15 protein-coding genes are annotated in these 16759 nt (G+C 45.8%); 10 read left to right on the forward strand and 5 right to left on the reverse strand.

Annotation, left to right across the window (positions count from 1 at the left end; genetic code table 11):
* Positions 1-142: 142 nt before the first annotated feature.
* The 3 genes from dnaN to dnaA all read right to left on the reverse strand — a co-directional run bounded on the left by dnaN (position 143) and on the right by dnaA (position 3226).
* Positions 143-1282, reverse strand: a complete 1140-nt coding sequence (gene dnaN, locus QUA13_RS02135; RefSeq protein ID WP_172186367.1) for a DNA polymerase III subunit beta — start codon at positions 1280-1282, stop codon at positions 143-145.
* Positions 1283-1518: 236 nt separating this feature from the next.
* Positions 1519-1740, reverse strand: a complete 222-nt coding sequence (locus QUA13_RS02140) for a hypothetical protein (protein WP_333196275.1) — start codon at positions 1738-1740, stop codon at positions 1519-1521.
* A gap of 112 nt (positions 1741-1852) precedes the next feature.
* Positions 1853-3226 carry a chromosomal replication initiator protein DnaA gene (gene dnaA, locus QUA13_RS02145; protein ID WP_172186369.1) on the reverse strand — a complete coding sequence of 458 codons (1374 nt, stop codon included), beginning with the start codon at positions 3224-3226 and terminating at the stop codon, positions 1853-1855.
* 187 nt (positions 3227-3413) lie between these two features.
* Here dnaA and QUA13_RS02150 point away from each other — a divergent pair, with 187 nt between their 5' ends.
* The 5 genes from QUA13_RS02150 to QUA13_RS02170 all read left to right on the forward strand — a co-directional run bounded on the left by QUA13_RS02150 (position 3414) and on the right by QUA13_RS02170 (position 8324).
* On the forward strand, positions 3414-4655 hold the full coding sequence (locus tag QUA13_RS02150; protein ID WP_333196276.1) for an HhoA/HhoB/HtrA family serine endopeptidase: 1242 nt from the start codon (positions 3414-3416) through the stop codon (positions 4653-4655).
* Between the two features lie 150 nt (positions 4656-4805).
* Positions 4806-5339, forward strand: a complete 534-nt coding sequence (gene def, locus QUA13_RS02155) for a peptide deformylase (protein ID WP_333196278.1) — start codon at positions 4806-4808, stop codon at positions 5337-5339.
* Positions 5340-5667: 328 nt separating this feature from the next.
* Entirely contained in the window at positions 5668-6240 is a 573-nt protein-coding gene (locus tag QUA13_RS02160; RefSeq protein WP_333196279.1) for a TerD family protein, read from the forward strand.
* A gap of 99 nt (positions 6241-6339) precedes the next feature.
* The gene (locus QUA13_RS02165; RefSeq protein ID WP_333196282.1) at positions 6340-7629 is read left to right on the forward strand and encodes a TerD family protein; all 1290 of its coding nucleotides are present in this window, start codon (positions 6340-6342) and stop codon (positions 7627-7629) included.
* A gap of 95 nt (positions 7630-7724) precedes the next feature.
* Complete coding sequence (locus tag QUA13_RS02170) at positions 7725-8324, forward strand: TerD family protein (RefSeq protein ID WP_333190886.1); 600 nt, start codon at positions 7725-7727, stop codon at positions 8322-8324.
* Positions 8325-8468: 144 nt separating this feature from the next.
* On the opposite strand, the gene lysS is transcribed toward QUA13_RS02170, so the two are convergent.
* Positions 8469-10022, reverse strand: coding sequence for a lysine--tRNA ligase (gene lysS / locus QUA13_RS02175; RefSeq protein WP_333196284.1), 1554 nt, complete (start codon positions 10020-10022; stop codon positions 8469-8471).
* Between the two features lie 57 nt (positions 10023-10079).
* Between lysS and QUA13_RS02180 the strand changes: the two genes are divergently transcribed.
* On the forward strand, positions 10080-10235 hold the full coding sequence (locus tag QUA13_RS02180; RefSeq protein ID WP_333196286.1) for a hypothetical protein: 156 nt from the start codon (positions 10080-10082) through the stop codon (positions 10233-10235).
* 97 nt (positions 10236-10332) lie between these two features.
* Here the strand turns inward: QUA13_RS02180 and QUA13_RS02185 are convergent, their stop codons facing one another.
* Positions 10333-10470 carry a hypothetical protein gene (locus QUA13_RS02185; protein WP_172186377.1) on the reverse strand — a complete coding sequence of 46 codons (138 nt, stop codon included), beginning with the start codon at positions 10468-10470 and terminating at the stop codon, positions 10333-10335.
* Positions 10471-10504: 34 nt separating this feature from the next.
* Here QUA13_RS02185 and tkt point away from each other — a divergent pair, with 34 nt between their 5' ends.
* The 4 genes from tkt (at position 10505) to QUA13_RS02205 (ending at position 16741) form a co-directional block, all read left to right on the forward strand.
* Positions 10505-12520: a transketolase gene (tkt, locus tag QUA13_RS02190; protein WP_333196288.1), complete on the forward strand. Its 2016-nt coding sequence runs from the start codon at positions 10505-10507 to the stop codon at positions 12518-12520.
* A gap of 336 nt (positions 12521-12856) precedes the next feature.
* Positions 12857-15652 carry a PAS domain S-box protein gene (locus tag QUA13_RS02195; RefSeq protein ID WP_333196290.1) on the forward strand — a complete coding sequence of 932 codons (2796 nt, stop codon included), beginning with the start codon at positions 12857-12859 and terminating at the stop codon, positions 15650-15652.
* 47 nt (positions 15653-15699) lie between these two features.
* Positions 15700-16146, forward strand: a complete 447-nt coding sequence (locus tag QUA13_RS02200) for a response regulator (protein ID WP_172186380.1) — start codon at positions 15700-15702, stop codon at positions 16144-16146.
* A gap of 388 nt (positions 16147-16534) precedes the next feature.
* Positions 16535-16741 (forward strand): hypothetical protein, encoded by a 207-nt coding sequence (locus tag QUA13_RS02205; protein WP_333196292.1) that lies wholly within the window; start codon positions 16535-16537, stop codon positions 16739-16741.
* The last annotated feature ends 18 nt before the right edge of the window (positions 16742-16759 follow it).

The following is a 16759-nucleotide window of genomic DNA, read 5'->3' on the forward strand; positions in this document are numbered from 1 at the left end:
TTTTTTATGTATGACTGTACTTTAAGCCTTGGATAGCTTTCCTCGCCACTCACCCCAAAAAACTGTCCGGACTGTTGTAATTAGTTATTTGTTACCAATTACCAATGACTAATGACTACTGACTAATGACTAATGACTCTTTTTAAGCTCTTAGCTGAACAGGCATCACCAAGAATGTAGCATTGACTCCGCCCAAAGGCTGGAAAATTACGGGGGCCAAAGCACCGTTTAATTGCAGTTGAATTTCTGGGGATTGAGCCGTTTTTAAGATATCAACTAAGTATTTCACGTTGAAAGCAATATCTATGCTGTCTCCTGAAATCTGGGCCGGCATTGACTCTTTGCCGGAGCCGACATCTTTAGCATCTACCGACAAAGTGATTTCCTGATTCTCCTCGTCGATGCTGCATTTGAGAATATTATTTTTTTGGTCTGCAAACACGGCAATTCTTTCTACTGCTGCTAAGAGCGATCGCCTTTCTAAGGTAATTTGCCGCTCAAAGGAAGGCGGAATCAACTGCCTGTATGCGGGATATTGCCCTTCCAAGGTACGAGTTGTCAGCCGCTGGTCTGCCCATTCAAACACTACTTGACCGTGTTCAAAATGCAGGGTGACAGGTTCAGTCCACTGCCGCATCACCAGCATTCTTTCTACTTCGCGCAATGCTTTAGCGGGGACTGTCACCTCAAATTCTTCTTGGGTTTCTTCGCCTTCAGCTTTTTCATTGGCAGTTTGAACTACTGCCAATCTGTGGCCGTCTGTAGCTGCAAATTCCAAGCAATCTTGCAATACCTTTAAATGCACGCCTGCAAGTACCTGTTTTGCCTCGTCGGGGCTAGTAGCAAATAAAGTTCCTTTGAGTCCTTCTATCAAGGCTTCCGGCGGCAATTTGAGGATTGTTCCTGCTTCTATTGCGGGCAATTCTGGGAATTCTTCCGGGCCCATGCCTCTAACTTGGTAGCTGCCAGAACTGCAAGTGAGATATGCTACGGTGTCCCCCGCTTCGTCTTCTAAAGTAATCTCTCCATCTGGGAGTCTCGAAACAATATCGTTAAGTAATTTAGCGGGTATTGTAAAACTTCCGCCGCCAGTTACTTCTGCTGCGAAGCTGGTACGAATGCCCAAACTGAGATCGAAAGCTGTCAAGCTAACCCGCTGATTTTCCTCATCCGCTACTAAGAGCACGTTGGCGAGTACCGGATGTGTCGGGCGGGAGGGAACGGCCCGACTCACCAACGAGAGGTTGGCGTTGAGGTCACTTTGGGTGCAAACCAATTTCATGGTAGGAAGGTTAATTAACCGGATTTGAAACAGAAACAAATCGTATCACAGAAAGCCGGCGGGTCAGTTTTTCTGTGTGTAGGGCTTAAGCATGGGGCTAGAAACCGGGTTTCTAAGCAAAATTTTGCCTGTAAAAACGAGAAATCTTCGTAGAAACCGGGTTTCTGAGGTCAGCGCGCGTCGCGAACTATTTGTGTAGGGTGTGCAGAGATTGCCTGTTTTTTTTATTTATTGAATTATTTTTGTGTCGATCGCCCTGTGGAAACTGTGGAAAAAAAAGCTAACGGCTGGCTGGGCGTAACTTGTAGGTAATAAATACCTGTGGAAAACTTGTGGAAAAGCTGTCGAGGTCGATCGCCCATTTTTGTGCAAAAACTGTTTCGGGCGATCGAGTAAAGTTTTCCACAAACGGAGGGCAACTTTTCCACAGGTTTTTCCACAGGCAAGCTGCTACGCATAGAGATTTTCTGTTATCGGAGAGTTACCCCTTAGATGATGGGGATCTTGAAATCGCTGCATAGAGTCATTGGTGTGACAACTGACAACTGACAACTGACTAATGACTTCTTCTCAAGTTTTGCGGCTGACAACATTAATTCGATCGCTCAACTGACGCAAAGTTTGGGCCAAATTCGGGTCAGTGTTCCGCAACTGAGCAATTTTGTCACAACTGTAAAGCACAGTCGTGTGATCTTTGCCACCGAACACTTCGCCAACTTTCGGCAAACTCAAACCAGTATGCTGCCGAATTAAATACATCCCTATTTGACGGGCGAGACTAATTTCTCGCCTGCGGGAAATACCTTTCAAATCTTCAACAGAAACATCAAACGCCTCGGCCACAACTGCAATTACTGCATCTGGCGTCGCCTCTACGCTTTCAGTTTGCGGGTTCAAAACCGGGGTGATATTCTCCACAGTCATCGGCAAACCGGTAATTGAAAGATATGCTACCGCCCGAATCAAAGCACCTTCTAATTCCCGAACGTTGGAAGTGTAACTAGAAGCAATGTATTCAATGACATCTCGCGGCAGCCGCATATTTTCATACTCGGCTTTTTTCTGCAAAATGGCCATCCGAGTTTCCAAGTCTGGCAATTGAATGTCGGCAATTAATCCCATCGAAAATCGGGAACACAAACGCTCTTGCAGGCGGGGGATTTGCTGCGGCGGACGGTCAGAAGCTAAAACTACTTGATTTCCGGATTCGTGCAAAGTATTAAAAGTGTGAAAAAATTCTTCTTGAGTGTATTCTTTGCCTTCAAGAAATTGGATGTCATCTATTAATAAAACATCGGCTGCTCGATAATGATCGCGGAAAGTTTGCATACTATCTTTCCTAATTGCGGCGATTAAATCGTTAGTAAATTTCTCAGTAGAAACGTAAAAAATCTTGGCGTTGGGGTCAATTTCCAAGCGATAATGACCGATCGCCTGCATCAAATGAGTTTTGCCCAAACCGACGCCACCGCACAAAAATAGGGGATTGAATTCTCGGCCCGGAGACTCGGCTACCGCGAGGGAAGCCGCGTGAGCCATGCGGTTGTTGGAACCGACGACAAAGCGGGAAAATAGGTATTTGGGGTTTAAATTGGCGGGTTTGGGGGGGTGAAGCGAGTGGCTTTCGGGGACATCGGCGGCGATGGGGGACGGCCAAATCATGGCGGAGTCGCTGCTGCCGCCTGTTTCGTTTCCTCCGGCAATTGTCAAGTAAATGTCTACGGGATAGCCGAGAATTTCGTAGACTGCATCGGCAATGGTTTTGACGTAATATTTTTGCAACCAATTGCGAGCAAAGGGGTTGGGGGCGCTGACGATCAAACAGTTATTTTCGAGTTGTTCGGCCCTGGCAGTTTTGATCCACGTCTCAAAGCTAGGTCTGCTCAGTTGTACCTGGAGACGTTCAAGTATCTGATTCCACAGACTTTCGAGGGGAATGTCCACTGCTCACCTCTGCCGATCGGCATTCAAGATATTAATTCTACAGTCTAGAGAGTTTAGTCCTCAGATGCTAAAGTTTAAGGGAGTCTGCCGATCGCCCACAAATTTGGCGGCTCTGCAGTCCAAACCAGGTATCGGGGAGCTGCTCAGCAAATATTTAGATTTGGCAGGAAAGCCTTAAAACATGGCCATGAAGAGTTCTACTGGCAAATTTTGGAAGCAACCGGCAATTTACATATTGCTGCTGGTAACGGGAGCCGGGGCCGCCATGTTGGGCGATCGTCTGACGGTTTCTCAATTTCGTGGAAATTCTGGCGATTCGGGACAAAAGGCGCTGGAACCGAAATTGCAACTGCCTCCTAATACAAAGGATCGAGTTAGCAAAGTCTTGCCGCCGGCTTCGTTGTCGGGCGACGCGGCTAATGTGAATTTTATTGTGGCTGCGGTGGCAAAAGTTGGCCCGGCAGTGGTTCGGATCGATGCTTCGCGCCGGGTGAAACCGGGAAATAGAGGGCTGTCGCCGGAAGATTTTTTTGGCATAGAACCGAATTCGGGCGGCAGGGGCGGGATCGAACGGGGCACTGGTTCGGGTTTTGTCATTGGTGCCGACGGCGTGATTCTCACTAACGCTCACGTTGTAGAGGGAGCCGATACGGTAAATGTAACTCTCAAGGACGGCCGCAGCTTTCAGGGGCGGGTGTTGGGGGCGGATAAGGTGACGGATGTGGCTGTGGTGAAGATTGAGGCGAATAATCTGCCTGTGGTGCCGATCGGCAATTCGGATAAGCTGTTGTCTGGGGAATGGGCGATCGCGATCGGCAATCCTTTGGGTTTGGACAATTCCGTGACTGCGGGGATTATTAGCGCTACGGGGCGATCGAGCTCTGATGTGGGCGTGCCCGACAAGCGGATCGGTTTTATTCAAACAGACGCTGCAATTAATCCGGGGAATTCCGGCGGCCCGCTGCTGAATGCTTCGGGCCAAGTTATTGGCATGAATACGGCGATTATTCAAGGTGCTCAAGGATTGGGGTTTGCGATTCCCATTCAGGCGGCCCAACAGGTGGCGAAGGAACTGATTACGACGGGGAAAGTCGAACACGCTTATTTAGGCATTGAAATGGCGACGCTGAATCCAGAGGTTAAGCAGCAAATTAACAGCAATGCTAACAGCAGTCTGCGAGTTGCAGTCGATCGGGGTGTGGCTATTGTTAGCGTTGTTCCTAATTCTCCCGCAGCAGCAGCCGGTTTGCGCGCTGGAGATGTGATTCAAAAAATTAATAATCAGCCGATTATTCAGTCGGAAGCTGTTCAGGATTTCGTGCAAAATGCTAAGGTTGGCGGTCTGTTGCAAATGGAAATCAACCGCAACGGGCAAATAGTTAAATTGACTGTTAAACCGGGGAGTTTACCGGTTCAAAAAGTTGGATAAGAAGGAAGAAGGAAGAAGGAAGAAGGAAGAAGGAAGAAGGAAGAAGGAAGAAGGAAGAAGGAAGAAGGAAGAAGGAAGAAAAAAATGGTTATTTTTCAGTAGTTAACCACTAACAAATAACCACTAGCCAATAACGACTAACCAATAACTATGGCAGAAATATTACAAATCTCACAATTAGGAAATCCTGTGCTGCGCCGCCCGTCGCAAGTTGTCGAGAATATTCAGGACGATCGCATTCAGCAGTTGATTGACAGCTTAATCAGTACAGTACAGCAGGCAAACGGAGTGGGGATTGCCGCCCCTCAAGTGGCTCAGTCCGATCGCCTGTTCATCGTCGCATCCCGCCCCAACCTGCGGTATCCCCAAGCACCCAACATGGAACCCACAGCGATGATTAATCCCCGGATTGTGGCTGCATCAACAGAGACAGTCAAAGACTGGGAAGGCTGTTTGAGCATTCCGGGGATTCGGGGATGGGTGCCGAGAAGTAGGGCGATCGAGATAGAATACACCAGTAGAGACGGCAAACTCCACCGACAAGAATTGACAGACTTTGTGGCCCGAATTTTTCAACACGAACACGACCATTTAGATGGAATCGTGTTTTTAGACAGAGTGGAAAATACCCACGAACTGATGACTGAAGATGAGTACCAAAAGCAATTTGTCAACCTGCTGTAGCCGCAAGCATTCAGGGTACAAAGCCCCCGGATTCATTCGCAGGGTCAATTCTTCAATTATCCAATCTAAAATCTCAAATCTCAAATCTCAAATCGATAGATGAGTACCAGCAGCAATTTGTCAAGCTACTTTAACTAAAAGCATCCAGCGTACAAGCCCCCGGATTCATCCGCAGGGTCAATTCTTCAATTATCCAATCTAAAATCCAAAATCTCAAATCTCAAATCGATTGACCGAAAACGAGTATCAGCAGCAATTTGTCAAGCTGCTCTGACAGTTTGTATAATTGTTATCAGTAATATTACAGATTTTGCACGCAGGAGGGCGAATGTCTATCAATTTGGAAAAAGGCGGGAGAATCAATCTATCTAAAGAAGCACCCGGGTTGAAAAATGCCGGGATTGGTTTGGGATGGGATATCAACGCTACAGACACGGGCGCAGCGTTTGACTTAGATGCTTCCGTGTTTATGTTGGGGGCTACTGGCAAAATTCCCGGCGAAAAATACTTTGTTTTCTACAACAACAAGGAGTCGCCGGACACTGCTGTAATACATCTGGGAGATAGCAGAACCGGAGAAGGAGTTGGCGATGATGAAACCGTTACAGTCGATTTAGCCAAAGTCGATCCGGCGGTGCAAGAAATTGTGTTTGTGGTAACAATCGACCAAGCAGAATCGAGAAGGCAAAACTTCGGTCAAGTGCGGAATGCTTTTATCAGGATTTACGATACCACTACTAACACAGAAGTCATGAAGTACGATTTGGATGAGGATTTTTCTCGGGAAACTGCGATCGAATTTGGCAGACTCTACAAAAAAGACGGCGAGTGGAGGTTCCAAGCTGTAGGACAAGGCTACAATTCTGGCTTGCAAAGCTTTGTAGACAAGTATGCCGGATAAAAGGTCGATCGCTCCCAGCTAATTAAATCGAGGGGAAATTCGGAAGCAGGAATGTTTCCCTCGATTTTAAACAATCAGACTCATGAGGTGATAAACCAGATGGGAATTCAATTAAAGAAGGGCGAAAGATTTAATCTTTCTAAAACATCTCCAAGTTTAACAAAAGTTGCGATCGCCCTAGGTTGGGAAATAGCAACTGAACTAAATTTATCGAACTCAAACCAGCAAAGCTGCGATATCGATGCCTCGGTTTTTGCGTTAGGTGCGGACGGCAAGATTCCCGATGAAAGATACTTTGTATTTTACAATAACTCGCAGTCGCCGGACGGATCGATCGCCCATTCGGGAGATAATCAAACTGGTCAAACTCAAGGGGATGACGAGACAATTGATGTAGACTTAGAAAAGGTAACGGCTGCTGTTGAGGAAATGGTTTTTGTGGTCACGATTCACGACGCACAAGCTAAACATCAAAATTTTAGCCAAATCAGAAATGCTTTTATCAGATTGTACGATCGAACAACCGGCAGCGAATTAGCGCGGTACGATTTAACAGAGGCTTTTTCTGAAGAAACCGCGATCGAGTTTGGGCGGCTGTATAAAAAAGATGGAAACTGGAGATTTCAAGAAGCCGGACAGGGATACAAAGCAGGATTGCAGAGTTTTGTTGACAAATATCATTCGGAAATCAAAAACTCAAAAAATTCCGGAGAAATGCCACAAATAAAGCAAGTCACCCTGCCTAAAATAGAGAGGAATGAAGCCAGCAAAAAAACTCCAAAAGCTAGAGCAATCAAACTCGAAAAAACAGGCGATTCGCACAAAATAAACCTCAGTAAATTAGGGAGTTCGGAGTTGCTGGTAGTTCATGCCAATCTCGACTGGGAAGAACTAGAAAATAGGAGTGAATTTTGGGGAAAACAGCAGGGAGGAAATGGCACTCCAGATCTCGATCTTGGTTGTATGTACGAGATGGCTAACGGCGAAAAAGGAGTAATTCAAGCATTAGGAAAAAACTTCGGCTCAAAAACGTCTTCACCATACATTTTTCTCGATCAAGATGACCGCACCGGTGCAACAGAGGGAGAAAATATGTATATTCTTAGACCGGATTTGATTAAACGGGTGCTGTTTTTTGGTTTCATCTACTCAGGGGTTGGCGATTTTGAAACTGTGCGGGGACGAATGTTCTTCAAAATTAGCAACGGCGAAGAAGTACATATCGAACTCGACAACCCAAATAGAAATAGAAGTTTTTGTGGGGCGGCAATGATTCAGAATACAGGTTCCCAGATTGTAATTGTCAAAAAGGAAAGATACTTTAAGGGGCATGAAGAAGCCGATCGCTACTACGGATTTGGATTTAATTGGCATAGAGGTACTAAGTAGAGGTGGCAGTCGAGGAGAACTCATGGTGTTAAATAAAATGCTAGATTGGGAGTAAGCTTTGATCTCGAACGTCAACCTTAGAAAATCACAAAACTATGGCTATCAACTTGACAAAAGGACAATCGATCGTTCTCAGCAAAAGCGAATACGACTTGTCCAGACTAACAATGGCTTTGGGCTGGGATGTTGCACAAGCTAAAAAAGGTCTTTTCGGCAGAAGCAGCGGTGCCAATTTTGACTTAGATTCCTACGCTCTGCTGCTGGGAGAAAATGGCAAAATAAAGAACTACAAAGAGGATGTAATTTATTACTCTCATTTGGAGTCCAAGGACAAAACAGTTGTTCACTCAGGCGACAATCTCACCGGGGCGGGAGACGGAGACGACGAACAAATATTGGTGAAATTGAGCTCTTTGCCAGCACAATATCACAAAATTATTTTGGGAGTTAATATTTACGATGGGAAAGAGAGAAAACAGCATTTTGGTCTGGTAGAAAATGCTTTCGTAAGAGCTGTAGATGCCGCCGGGAAAGAAATAGCTCGCTATCGCTTGTCAAATGACCCATCTTATGAAGGAAAATTAAATATGTTGATGGGAGAAGTCTATCGAGAAGGCGGCGAGTGGAAGTTTAAGGCTTTGGGAAATCCTTTGGCTGAAGATTTGAACGGTGTTGTCGGTTCATTTATGCGGTGATATCAAAAATGTTTTTTTAACCGCAGATAAAGGCAGATAAACGCAGATGAAATTGCATCTGCGTTTATCTGTATTAATCCGCTGATATCTGCGGTTAAAAAATCCCCATGTACTTATTAGACCTCAGCAAAAAAGCTACTCCATTCAATCTTTGATCGGCCGCATTGTCGGGAACATCACCGCATCTCGGATGCTTTGGGTATTAGTTAAAAGCATCACCAATCTGTCTACGCCGATACCCATTCCCGCACAATTAGGCATTCCCAAAGATAGCGCTTGAATAAAGTCTTCATCCATTGGATGCGCTTCGTCATCGCCGGCATTTTTCTGCGCCAACTGTTCCTCAAACCGCTTTCTTTGCTCTTTCGGATCGTTCAATTCTGAGAATCCGTTCGAGTATTCTGTACCGTTGATAAAGAGCTCGAAACGTTCTACAAATCCCGGCTTGCTGCGATGTCCTTTTGCTAAAGGACTGACTTCGACGGGATAGTCGATGATGAATGTAGGTTGAATTAGTTTGGGAACAACTAATTTGTCAAAAACCGCAAACAGCACGTAGCCTAAACTCTGTTGTTCTAACTTAGACAGGTGCAATTCTAGCTTGGTTGCAGAGGCGATCGCACTTTCCAAGTCCAAACTGTCAAAATCCAGCCCAAACTCGTCTCTGACAGCTTCTACCATCGTTTTCACTTGCCAGTGTTTGCCCTTGAAACCGGGATACTTTTCGCTGTAGTCGAACTTGCGTTCTAAACTAATCGTTTCCCCCTGATTTTCAATTTCTTTGACATCCCCAAATACCGCGGCCGCTGCGAAACATATCACGTCTTCGACAACTGTTAAAATGTCGAAAACATCAGCATAAGCTTGATAAACTTCTAAAGAGGTAAATTCGGGATTGTGGGTGCTATCAATTCCCTCATTTCTAAAGGCTTTTCCTAGTTCAAACACTCGCTCGAAACCGCCGCAAATTGCTCTTTTCAAGAACAGTTCGGGAGCCACTCGCAAATACAAATCCACTTCCAAAGCATTGTGGTGAGTGATGAATGGCTTAGCAGCAGCACCGCCGTAAATAGCTTGCAGTGTCGGCGTTTCTATTTCGTAAAAATCGGCTTCCCAGAGATAGGAACGGATGCTTTGAACGATGCGGCTGCGGAGCATAAAACGGTTGAGCGCATCTTGGTTGCTTGCCAAATCCATTTCGCGGTGACGGCGGCAAACTTCGGGGTCGTTAATTCCGTAATAAGAATCGGGAAATTGAATGGTAGCTTTTGATAAAAGCTTTAATTCCCTCACTAAAATAGAAAGTTCTCCCCTGGGGGTGCGGCAGCCGATACCTTCGACGCCGACAAAATCGCCGACATCGAGCAATTTTTTAATTTGTTCAAAGCTCAAACCGACTTCGCCTGTGACGATTGCTTTCTCGATTTTGAGTTGAATTTTGTCTGTGGCGTCTTTTAAATCGATGAAACCAATTTTGCCGCTGTCTCGCTTGGAAGTGATGCGGCCGGCTAATCGCAGGGAAATTTCTTCGGGGTCACTTTCTCCGTTTGCGAGTTCTTTTCCCGGCTGACTAAATATTTCGCGAACTTGCTTGGCTGTGTACGATCGCGCGTAAGATTCACTGGGATACGGTTCTATGCCTTGCGATCGCAGTTCGTCTACTTTTTGACTGCGGACTTCGGCTTCACTGAGAGTCATTAGTTATTGCCTGATTAAAATTACAAATATCTGACATCTTGCACTATTCTGGCGCTCGTGCGATCGGGCGTTGCTTTGAGCAACACCTCACAAGAAAATTCACTCTTTGTGGAACAGGCATCTTGGCTGTTCGTGACAAAGCTGCAAGATGTCAGAAACACCAAACTCTATCATAACTGGGCGGCTTTGAGAGCCAATTTGCCAAATAATTAAGTTACACCCTATCGTAGCCGGATCGCAGAGATCCGCACTCGCCCCAGAAATATCTCCGATCGCAATTTACGATCGACTGCACAAAGCGACCGAAACATTAAAAAATTAAGTTGTCTGTCGATCGCAACTGGTGAGATGATATGTAGTGCAGCCTCACGGCAGTTCCACAGAAACTGAACAGCAGAAACGCGAGCGATCGAACTCGGCTGATCGCACCTCTGTCAGAATCGACCACACACACTCTCTCTTAACATATAAAAACCAGAATTATGGCTGTTGCAACTCAATCACTCGAAGAACTCTGCATCAACTCTATCCGCTTTTTGGCCATCGATGCGGTAGAAAAAGCAAAATCAGGACACCCGGGACTGCCGATGGGCGCTGCCCCTATGGCCTTCGTGCTGTGGGATCGGTTCATGCGGTTCAACCCCAAAAACCCCAAGTGGTTTAATCGCGATCGTTTCGTCCTCTCCGCCGGCCACGGCTGTATGCTACAGTACGCTCTCCTGTACTTGACCGGCTACGATAGCGTCACCCTCGACGACATCAAGCAATTTCGCCAGTGGGAATCCAGAACCCCCGGACACCCCGAAAACTTCATGACCGAAGGCGTAGAAGTTACCACCGGCCCCTTGGGACAAGGAATTGCTAATGCCGTCGGTTTGGCAATGGCAGAAGCTCACCTCGCTGCTAAGTATAACAAGCCAGACCACACAATTGTTGACCACTACACCTATGTCATCATGGGTGACGGCTGCCACATGGAAGGCGTTTCTGGCGAAGCTTGTTCTTTGGCCGGACACCTCGGACTCGGCAAATTAATTGCCTTGTACGATGACAATCACATTTCTATTGAAGGCGACACCAGCTTGGCCTTTACTGAAGATGTCGGCAAGCGTTTTGAAGCTTACAATTGGCACGTTATTACAGTAGACAATACCGCTCTAGACGAAGATACTAACCTAGAAGCAGTTCACAAAGCTATTGAAGAAGCCAAAAAAGTCACGGACAAACCGTCCATGATTAAAGTCCGCACCATCATTGGTTACGGTTCTCCCAACAAGCGCAATTCTTACAGCGCTCACGGTGCTGCTTTGGGTGGCGATGAAGTGAAAGCAACTCGCGATTTCTTGAAGTGGGACCACGCACCGTTTGAGATTCCTGATGATGCTTTGTCACACTTCCGCAAAGCAGTCGAACGTGGCGCTCAATCTGAGCAAGAATGGCAGAAAGCTTTTGATGCTTATAAAGCAGCATATCCTGCAGAAGCAGCAGAATACGAGCGCACGGTTGCTGGCAAACTTCCCGAAGGTTGGGATCAAGTTTTGCCGACATACAAGCCGGAAGATAAGGCAGATTCGACTCGGAATCATTCTGGAAAATGTTTGAATGCTTTGGCAGGTGTCTTACCTGAATTGATCGGCGGTTCCGCTGACTTGGCATCTTCTAACATGACTTTGCTCAAGGGTGAAAAAGACTTCCAAAAAGGTCAATACGAAGGACGTAACCTGCGCTTTGGTGTGCGGGAACACGGCATGGGTGCGATCGCCAACGGTATGGTCCTCCACGGCGGTTTAATTCCTTACTGCGCAACGTTCTTGGTGTTTGCTGACTATATGCGGGGAGCAATTCGCCTCTCTGCACTCTCGGAAGCTGGAGTTATTTATGTAATGACTCACGACTCCGTAGCCTTGGGCGAAGATGGCCCGACTCACCAACCAGTTGAAACTTTAGCTTCTCTGCGCGTAATTCCCGATTTGTTGGTAATGCGCCCTGCGGATGGTAATGAAACATCCGGCGCTTACAAAGTGGCAGTTGAAAGCCGCACCCGCCCAACTTTAATGGCTCTGTCGCGCCAAAACTTGCCTAACTTGGCTGGAAGTTCGATCGAAGGAACGGCCAAAGGCGCTTACATTTTGTCTGACGACGGCGGCAGTCCCGACATCATTTTAATCGGCACCGGCGGCGAAACATACCTCTGCGTTGATGCCGCTGAAAAATTGCGCGCCGCAGGCAATAAAGTGCGGGTAGTTTCGATGCCTTGCTGGGAATTGTTCGACTTACAAGATGCCGCTTACCGCGAATCTGTACTGCCAAAAGCTGTTACTAAACGCTTGGCAGTTGAAGCGGCTGCTAGCTTCGGCTGGGGACGTTATTTGGGCTCCGAAGGCGACAGCATCAGCATCGACCGATTCGGCGCTTCTGCACCGGGCCCCGTTGCTTTAGAAAAGTTTGGCTACACCGTTGAGAATGTAGTAGCTAAGGCTCAGGCGCTGTTGGGTTAATAGCACCAGCATAATTTTGGTGGGGCGGGCTTCTGGCTCGCCCCATTTTTTATAAAATTAAACCGGTTTAAAAAAGAATGCAACAGTAGACAAGCTCCAAATCCATACAAAATCAGTCATTCCCATTTATTTAATCTAAAATCTCAAATCTAAAATGGTATTAGTCCTAGACGCACGCTTTCTGAGGAAACCCGGTTTTGCCAACGAGGTATCTACGAAGAAACCTGGTTTGTAGCCCCCCGTGCGTCCAGCACTGTATATTTCAGAAATTTGAGATAAGTTATAAGTTATTGGGTTAAATTTCCCATTACCACTTCCACATTCCCAATTCTATTTATGATTTGGAACATTTTAAATAAGCTGTTATTCACCGGAAATTATATTCCTCACGGCCACTGTTACCTTTGGCAGCGAGAGTTAGTCGCGCTCCACATAGTGTCAGACTTTATAATTGCCCTGGCTTACTATTCAATACCGCTATCGCTAATTTATATTATCACTCAGGGAAAAGACTTGCCCTTTCGCAACGTCTTTTGGCTGTTCGCAGCCTTTATTATCTCCTGTGGCACTACTCATCTAATGGAAATTTGGACGCTTTGGCATCCTGTTTATTGGGTTTCTGGCAGTCTGAAAATTATTACCGCCGCGATTTCTGCTTACACAGCTTTTTCATTAATTCCTTTAGTTCCCCAAGCATTAACTCTCGTCACTCCAACTCAGTTAGAGATGCTCGCTCGAATACTGCAAAAAGAAATCATTGAACGCCGAAAAACAGAAGCTTGCTATCAAACTTTAACTGAAGCTTCGCCGGTAGGAATATTTTATGCAAACGCTTTAGGAGACTGCTTGTATGTCAACGAGCGCTGGTGTCAAATTTCGGGAATAGCCTGCGATGAAGCTTTGGGTAAAGGGTGGTTGCAAGCCATTCATCCAGAGGACCGCCAGCGGGTTTTTGCTGAATGGTATAGCGCCGCGCAGGAGAAATTGCCGTTTAAATGTGAGTACCGCTTTCAAGGCATTAATCACGCTAAAATCAGTTGGGTATTCGGTCAAGCAGTCGGTATAATCGGAGAAAATGGGGAGGTTAAAAGTTATGTTGGTACTATTACTGATATTACAGAACGCAAGCAGGTAGAAGCAGAAAATCGACTGCTCCATGAAACTCTGGAACATCGAGTTGCTGAGCGCATTGCTCAAATCGAAATTTCTCACCACTCATTGCCAGAAGAAATAGCCTACCGACAAAGAATTGCGATTACTTTGTTGGAATTGACGCAACTGCAAAATGCAATTCTTAACAGCGCTCACTACACAATTATTTCTACAGAGCCCGACGGTACAATTAAAACATTTAATCGCGCAGCACAGAAACTTTTAGGCTATTCCCCCGAAGAAGTGGTGGGGAAAGTCACGCTAGCAATAATTCACGATCCTGTGGAGCTCGGTAAAAGAGCTGAAATTCTTTCTCAAGAATTGGGAGTAAAAATAGAGCCGGGAATGGAAGTTTTGGTTGCTTTGCCGCGCCGGGGAATAGCTGACGAAAATGAATGGACTTACATTCGCAAAGATGGTTCGCGGTTTCCGGTGCAATTGTCGGTGACTGCCTTATTTAATCCTGAAGGAAATATCACTGGTTTTTTGGGTATCGCTCAGGATATTAGCGATCGCAAACAAGCTGAAAAAGAGCTGCGCGACCTCACCAATGCCATGCAAAATACTGTGGAAGGCATTTCACGGCTAGATATTGAGGGACGCTACGTGAATGTTAACCGAGCTTACGCTCATAGATGCGGTTACGAACCAGAAGAAATGCTCGGCATGAGATGGCAGCTCACCGTACATCCGGGCGATGTTGAGATGATGCTCTCAGCTTATCAGGAAATGGTAATTTCTGGTAAAGTAGAAGTTGAAACTAGAGGTGTGCGGAAAAATGGCTCGTTTTTTTACAAACAAGTAACAATGGTAAAAGCTTGCGACGAACAAGGGATATTTAACGGCAACCACTGTTTTATGAAAGATATCACCGAGCGCAAACTAACGGAAAGAGCGTTGCAGGAAAGCGAATTTAAGTACAGACAAATAGTTGAATTAGCAGAAGAAGGTATTTGGGTAATTGACAGCAATTCCCTCACTACTTACGTGAACCACGCAATGGCGCGAATGCTCGGCTATACTGAATTAGAAATGTTCGGGCGGTCGCTTTTTGATTTCATGGACGAACAGGAAAAACCACAAGCTATTGGTAATGTCGAGCGGCGCAAGCAAGGTATTGGTGAACAACACGAATTTAAATTCAAAAGCAAGGACGGCAAAGATATTTGGACTGATATGTCTACCAGTCCAGTCATGGACTCCCAGGGTAATCTGCTGTCTTGTTGCGCCTTGGTTTACAACATTACAAGCCGCAAAGAAGCCGAGCAGCAAATGCTGCAACTTACAGAAGATTTGAAGCGTTCCAACGAGGAATTAGAACAATTTGCTTATGTGGCTTCCCACGATTTGCAAGAACCGCTCCGAGCCGTTACCAGTTACACTCAATTGCTGGCCCAGCGCTATCAAGGAAATTTGGACGATCGCGCAAATAAATATATTAATTATATTGTCGATGGCGCTACCAGAATGCAACAGTTAATTAACGATTTGTTGGCGTATTCGCGCCTGGGAACGAGCGGTCAGGAGTTTGAGGAGGCGGACTGCAACGCTGCTGTGAAGCAAAGTTTGTCTAATTTGCAAATTGCGATCGCGGAAAAGAAAGCGGTCATCACTTGGGACGCGATGCCAACCGTGATGGCGGATGAATTTCAACTGGTGCAATTATTCCAAAATTTGATCGCTAACGGTATCAAATTTTGCCGCCAAGATACCCCGTTGATTCATATCGCTGCTGGTAGGCAAGAGAGCGAATGGCTGTTTAGCGTCCGCGATAACGGCATTGGCATCGATCCGCAGTATGCCGATCGCATTTTTATCATTTTTGGGCGCCTGCACTCCCGCCGCGAATATTCCGGTACAGGCATAGGTTTGGCGATGTGCAAGCGAATTGTTGAACGCCACGGCGGGCGCATCTGGGTGGAATCTCAGGAGGGAAAAGGAGCGACTTTTTACTTCACTATTCCTATAATTAGTACCTGAAGACTAAAAATTCAATTTTTTTTATAATCAATAAGGATACCCCGGTTATGAGCGATCGAAGCAGTGTTAAACCCATAGAGATTCTGCTGATTGAGGATTCTCCCAGCGATGCCGATTTGGCAATAGAAGCTCTCGGCCAGGGTAAAATATTGAATAACTTGCATTTTGTCGAAGATGGAGTCGAAGCAATGAAGTTTTTGCGCAGAAAAGAACCCTATCTCAGGGTACCCCGTCCCGACTTAATTTTGCTTGATTTGAATTTGCCCAAAAAAAGTGGCGTAGAAGTGCTAACAGAAATTAAAACAGACCAAAGTTTAAAACTAATTCCAGTAGTGATTCTCAGCACTTCAGCAGCCCAAGAGGACATTATCAAGTCCTACTCGCTGCACGCCAACTGTTATATTACCAAGCCAGTAGATTTCCTACAATTTACTAAAGTAATCAGGTTAATTGAGGAATTCTGGCTGGCAGTCGTCCAACTTCCTTTAAATTAAACGAAGAGATACTTTGCCGACCGGCGATATAAAATTTTTTAAAGGTCTTGACATTCTGCCGATGAAATATCCGCCCAGCGATGCTGATACCAGTAAAAAAAAATGCCACTGTATGCCCACGATCCCAACCCTGGTTGCGATCACTCATTTCCCAATCTAAAATCCTTCAACTGAGCCCTCATGCCGAAGTCTTAAATCTTAAATCTCAAAAGGTATGACTTGGCTTTAGAAAGTGTGGCGTCAAGCAAATTTTTTAACAAGTTGCACAATAATGGAAGATGGGGTGCGAGCAATTAATTTTTTAAATCAATAAGGTTTGTATGTGAACTTAGCCCCTCCCGATTTAATTCTGCTTGACTTGAATTTGCCTAAAAAAAGTTGTTGAGAATTGTTGCGAGAAATTAACTCAGCACCCAAGTTAAAAATGATTCCGGCGGTAATTATGACAACCTCAGCAGCGGATGAAGAGAGTCTCCAGCCTTATGCCCTGTTAGCCCGGTGCTGCATTCCTAAGGCTGTCGATTTTAGTCAAGTCGCTAAGCTGGTAAAATGGATTGAGGATTGGTGGCCGGTGGTGGTGACAGTTCCCAAATAATAATTTTCAAGTTGAAAA

Origin of the sequence: Microcoleus sp. S28C3, from assembly GCF_036700785.1 — a bacterium.
GTDB classification, from domain to species: Bacteria; Cyanobacteriota; Cyanobacteriia; order Cyanobacteriales; family Microcoleaceae; genus Microcoleus; species Microcoleus asticus.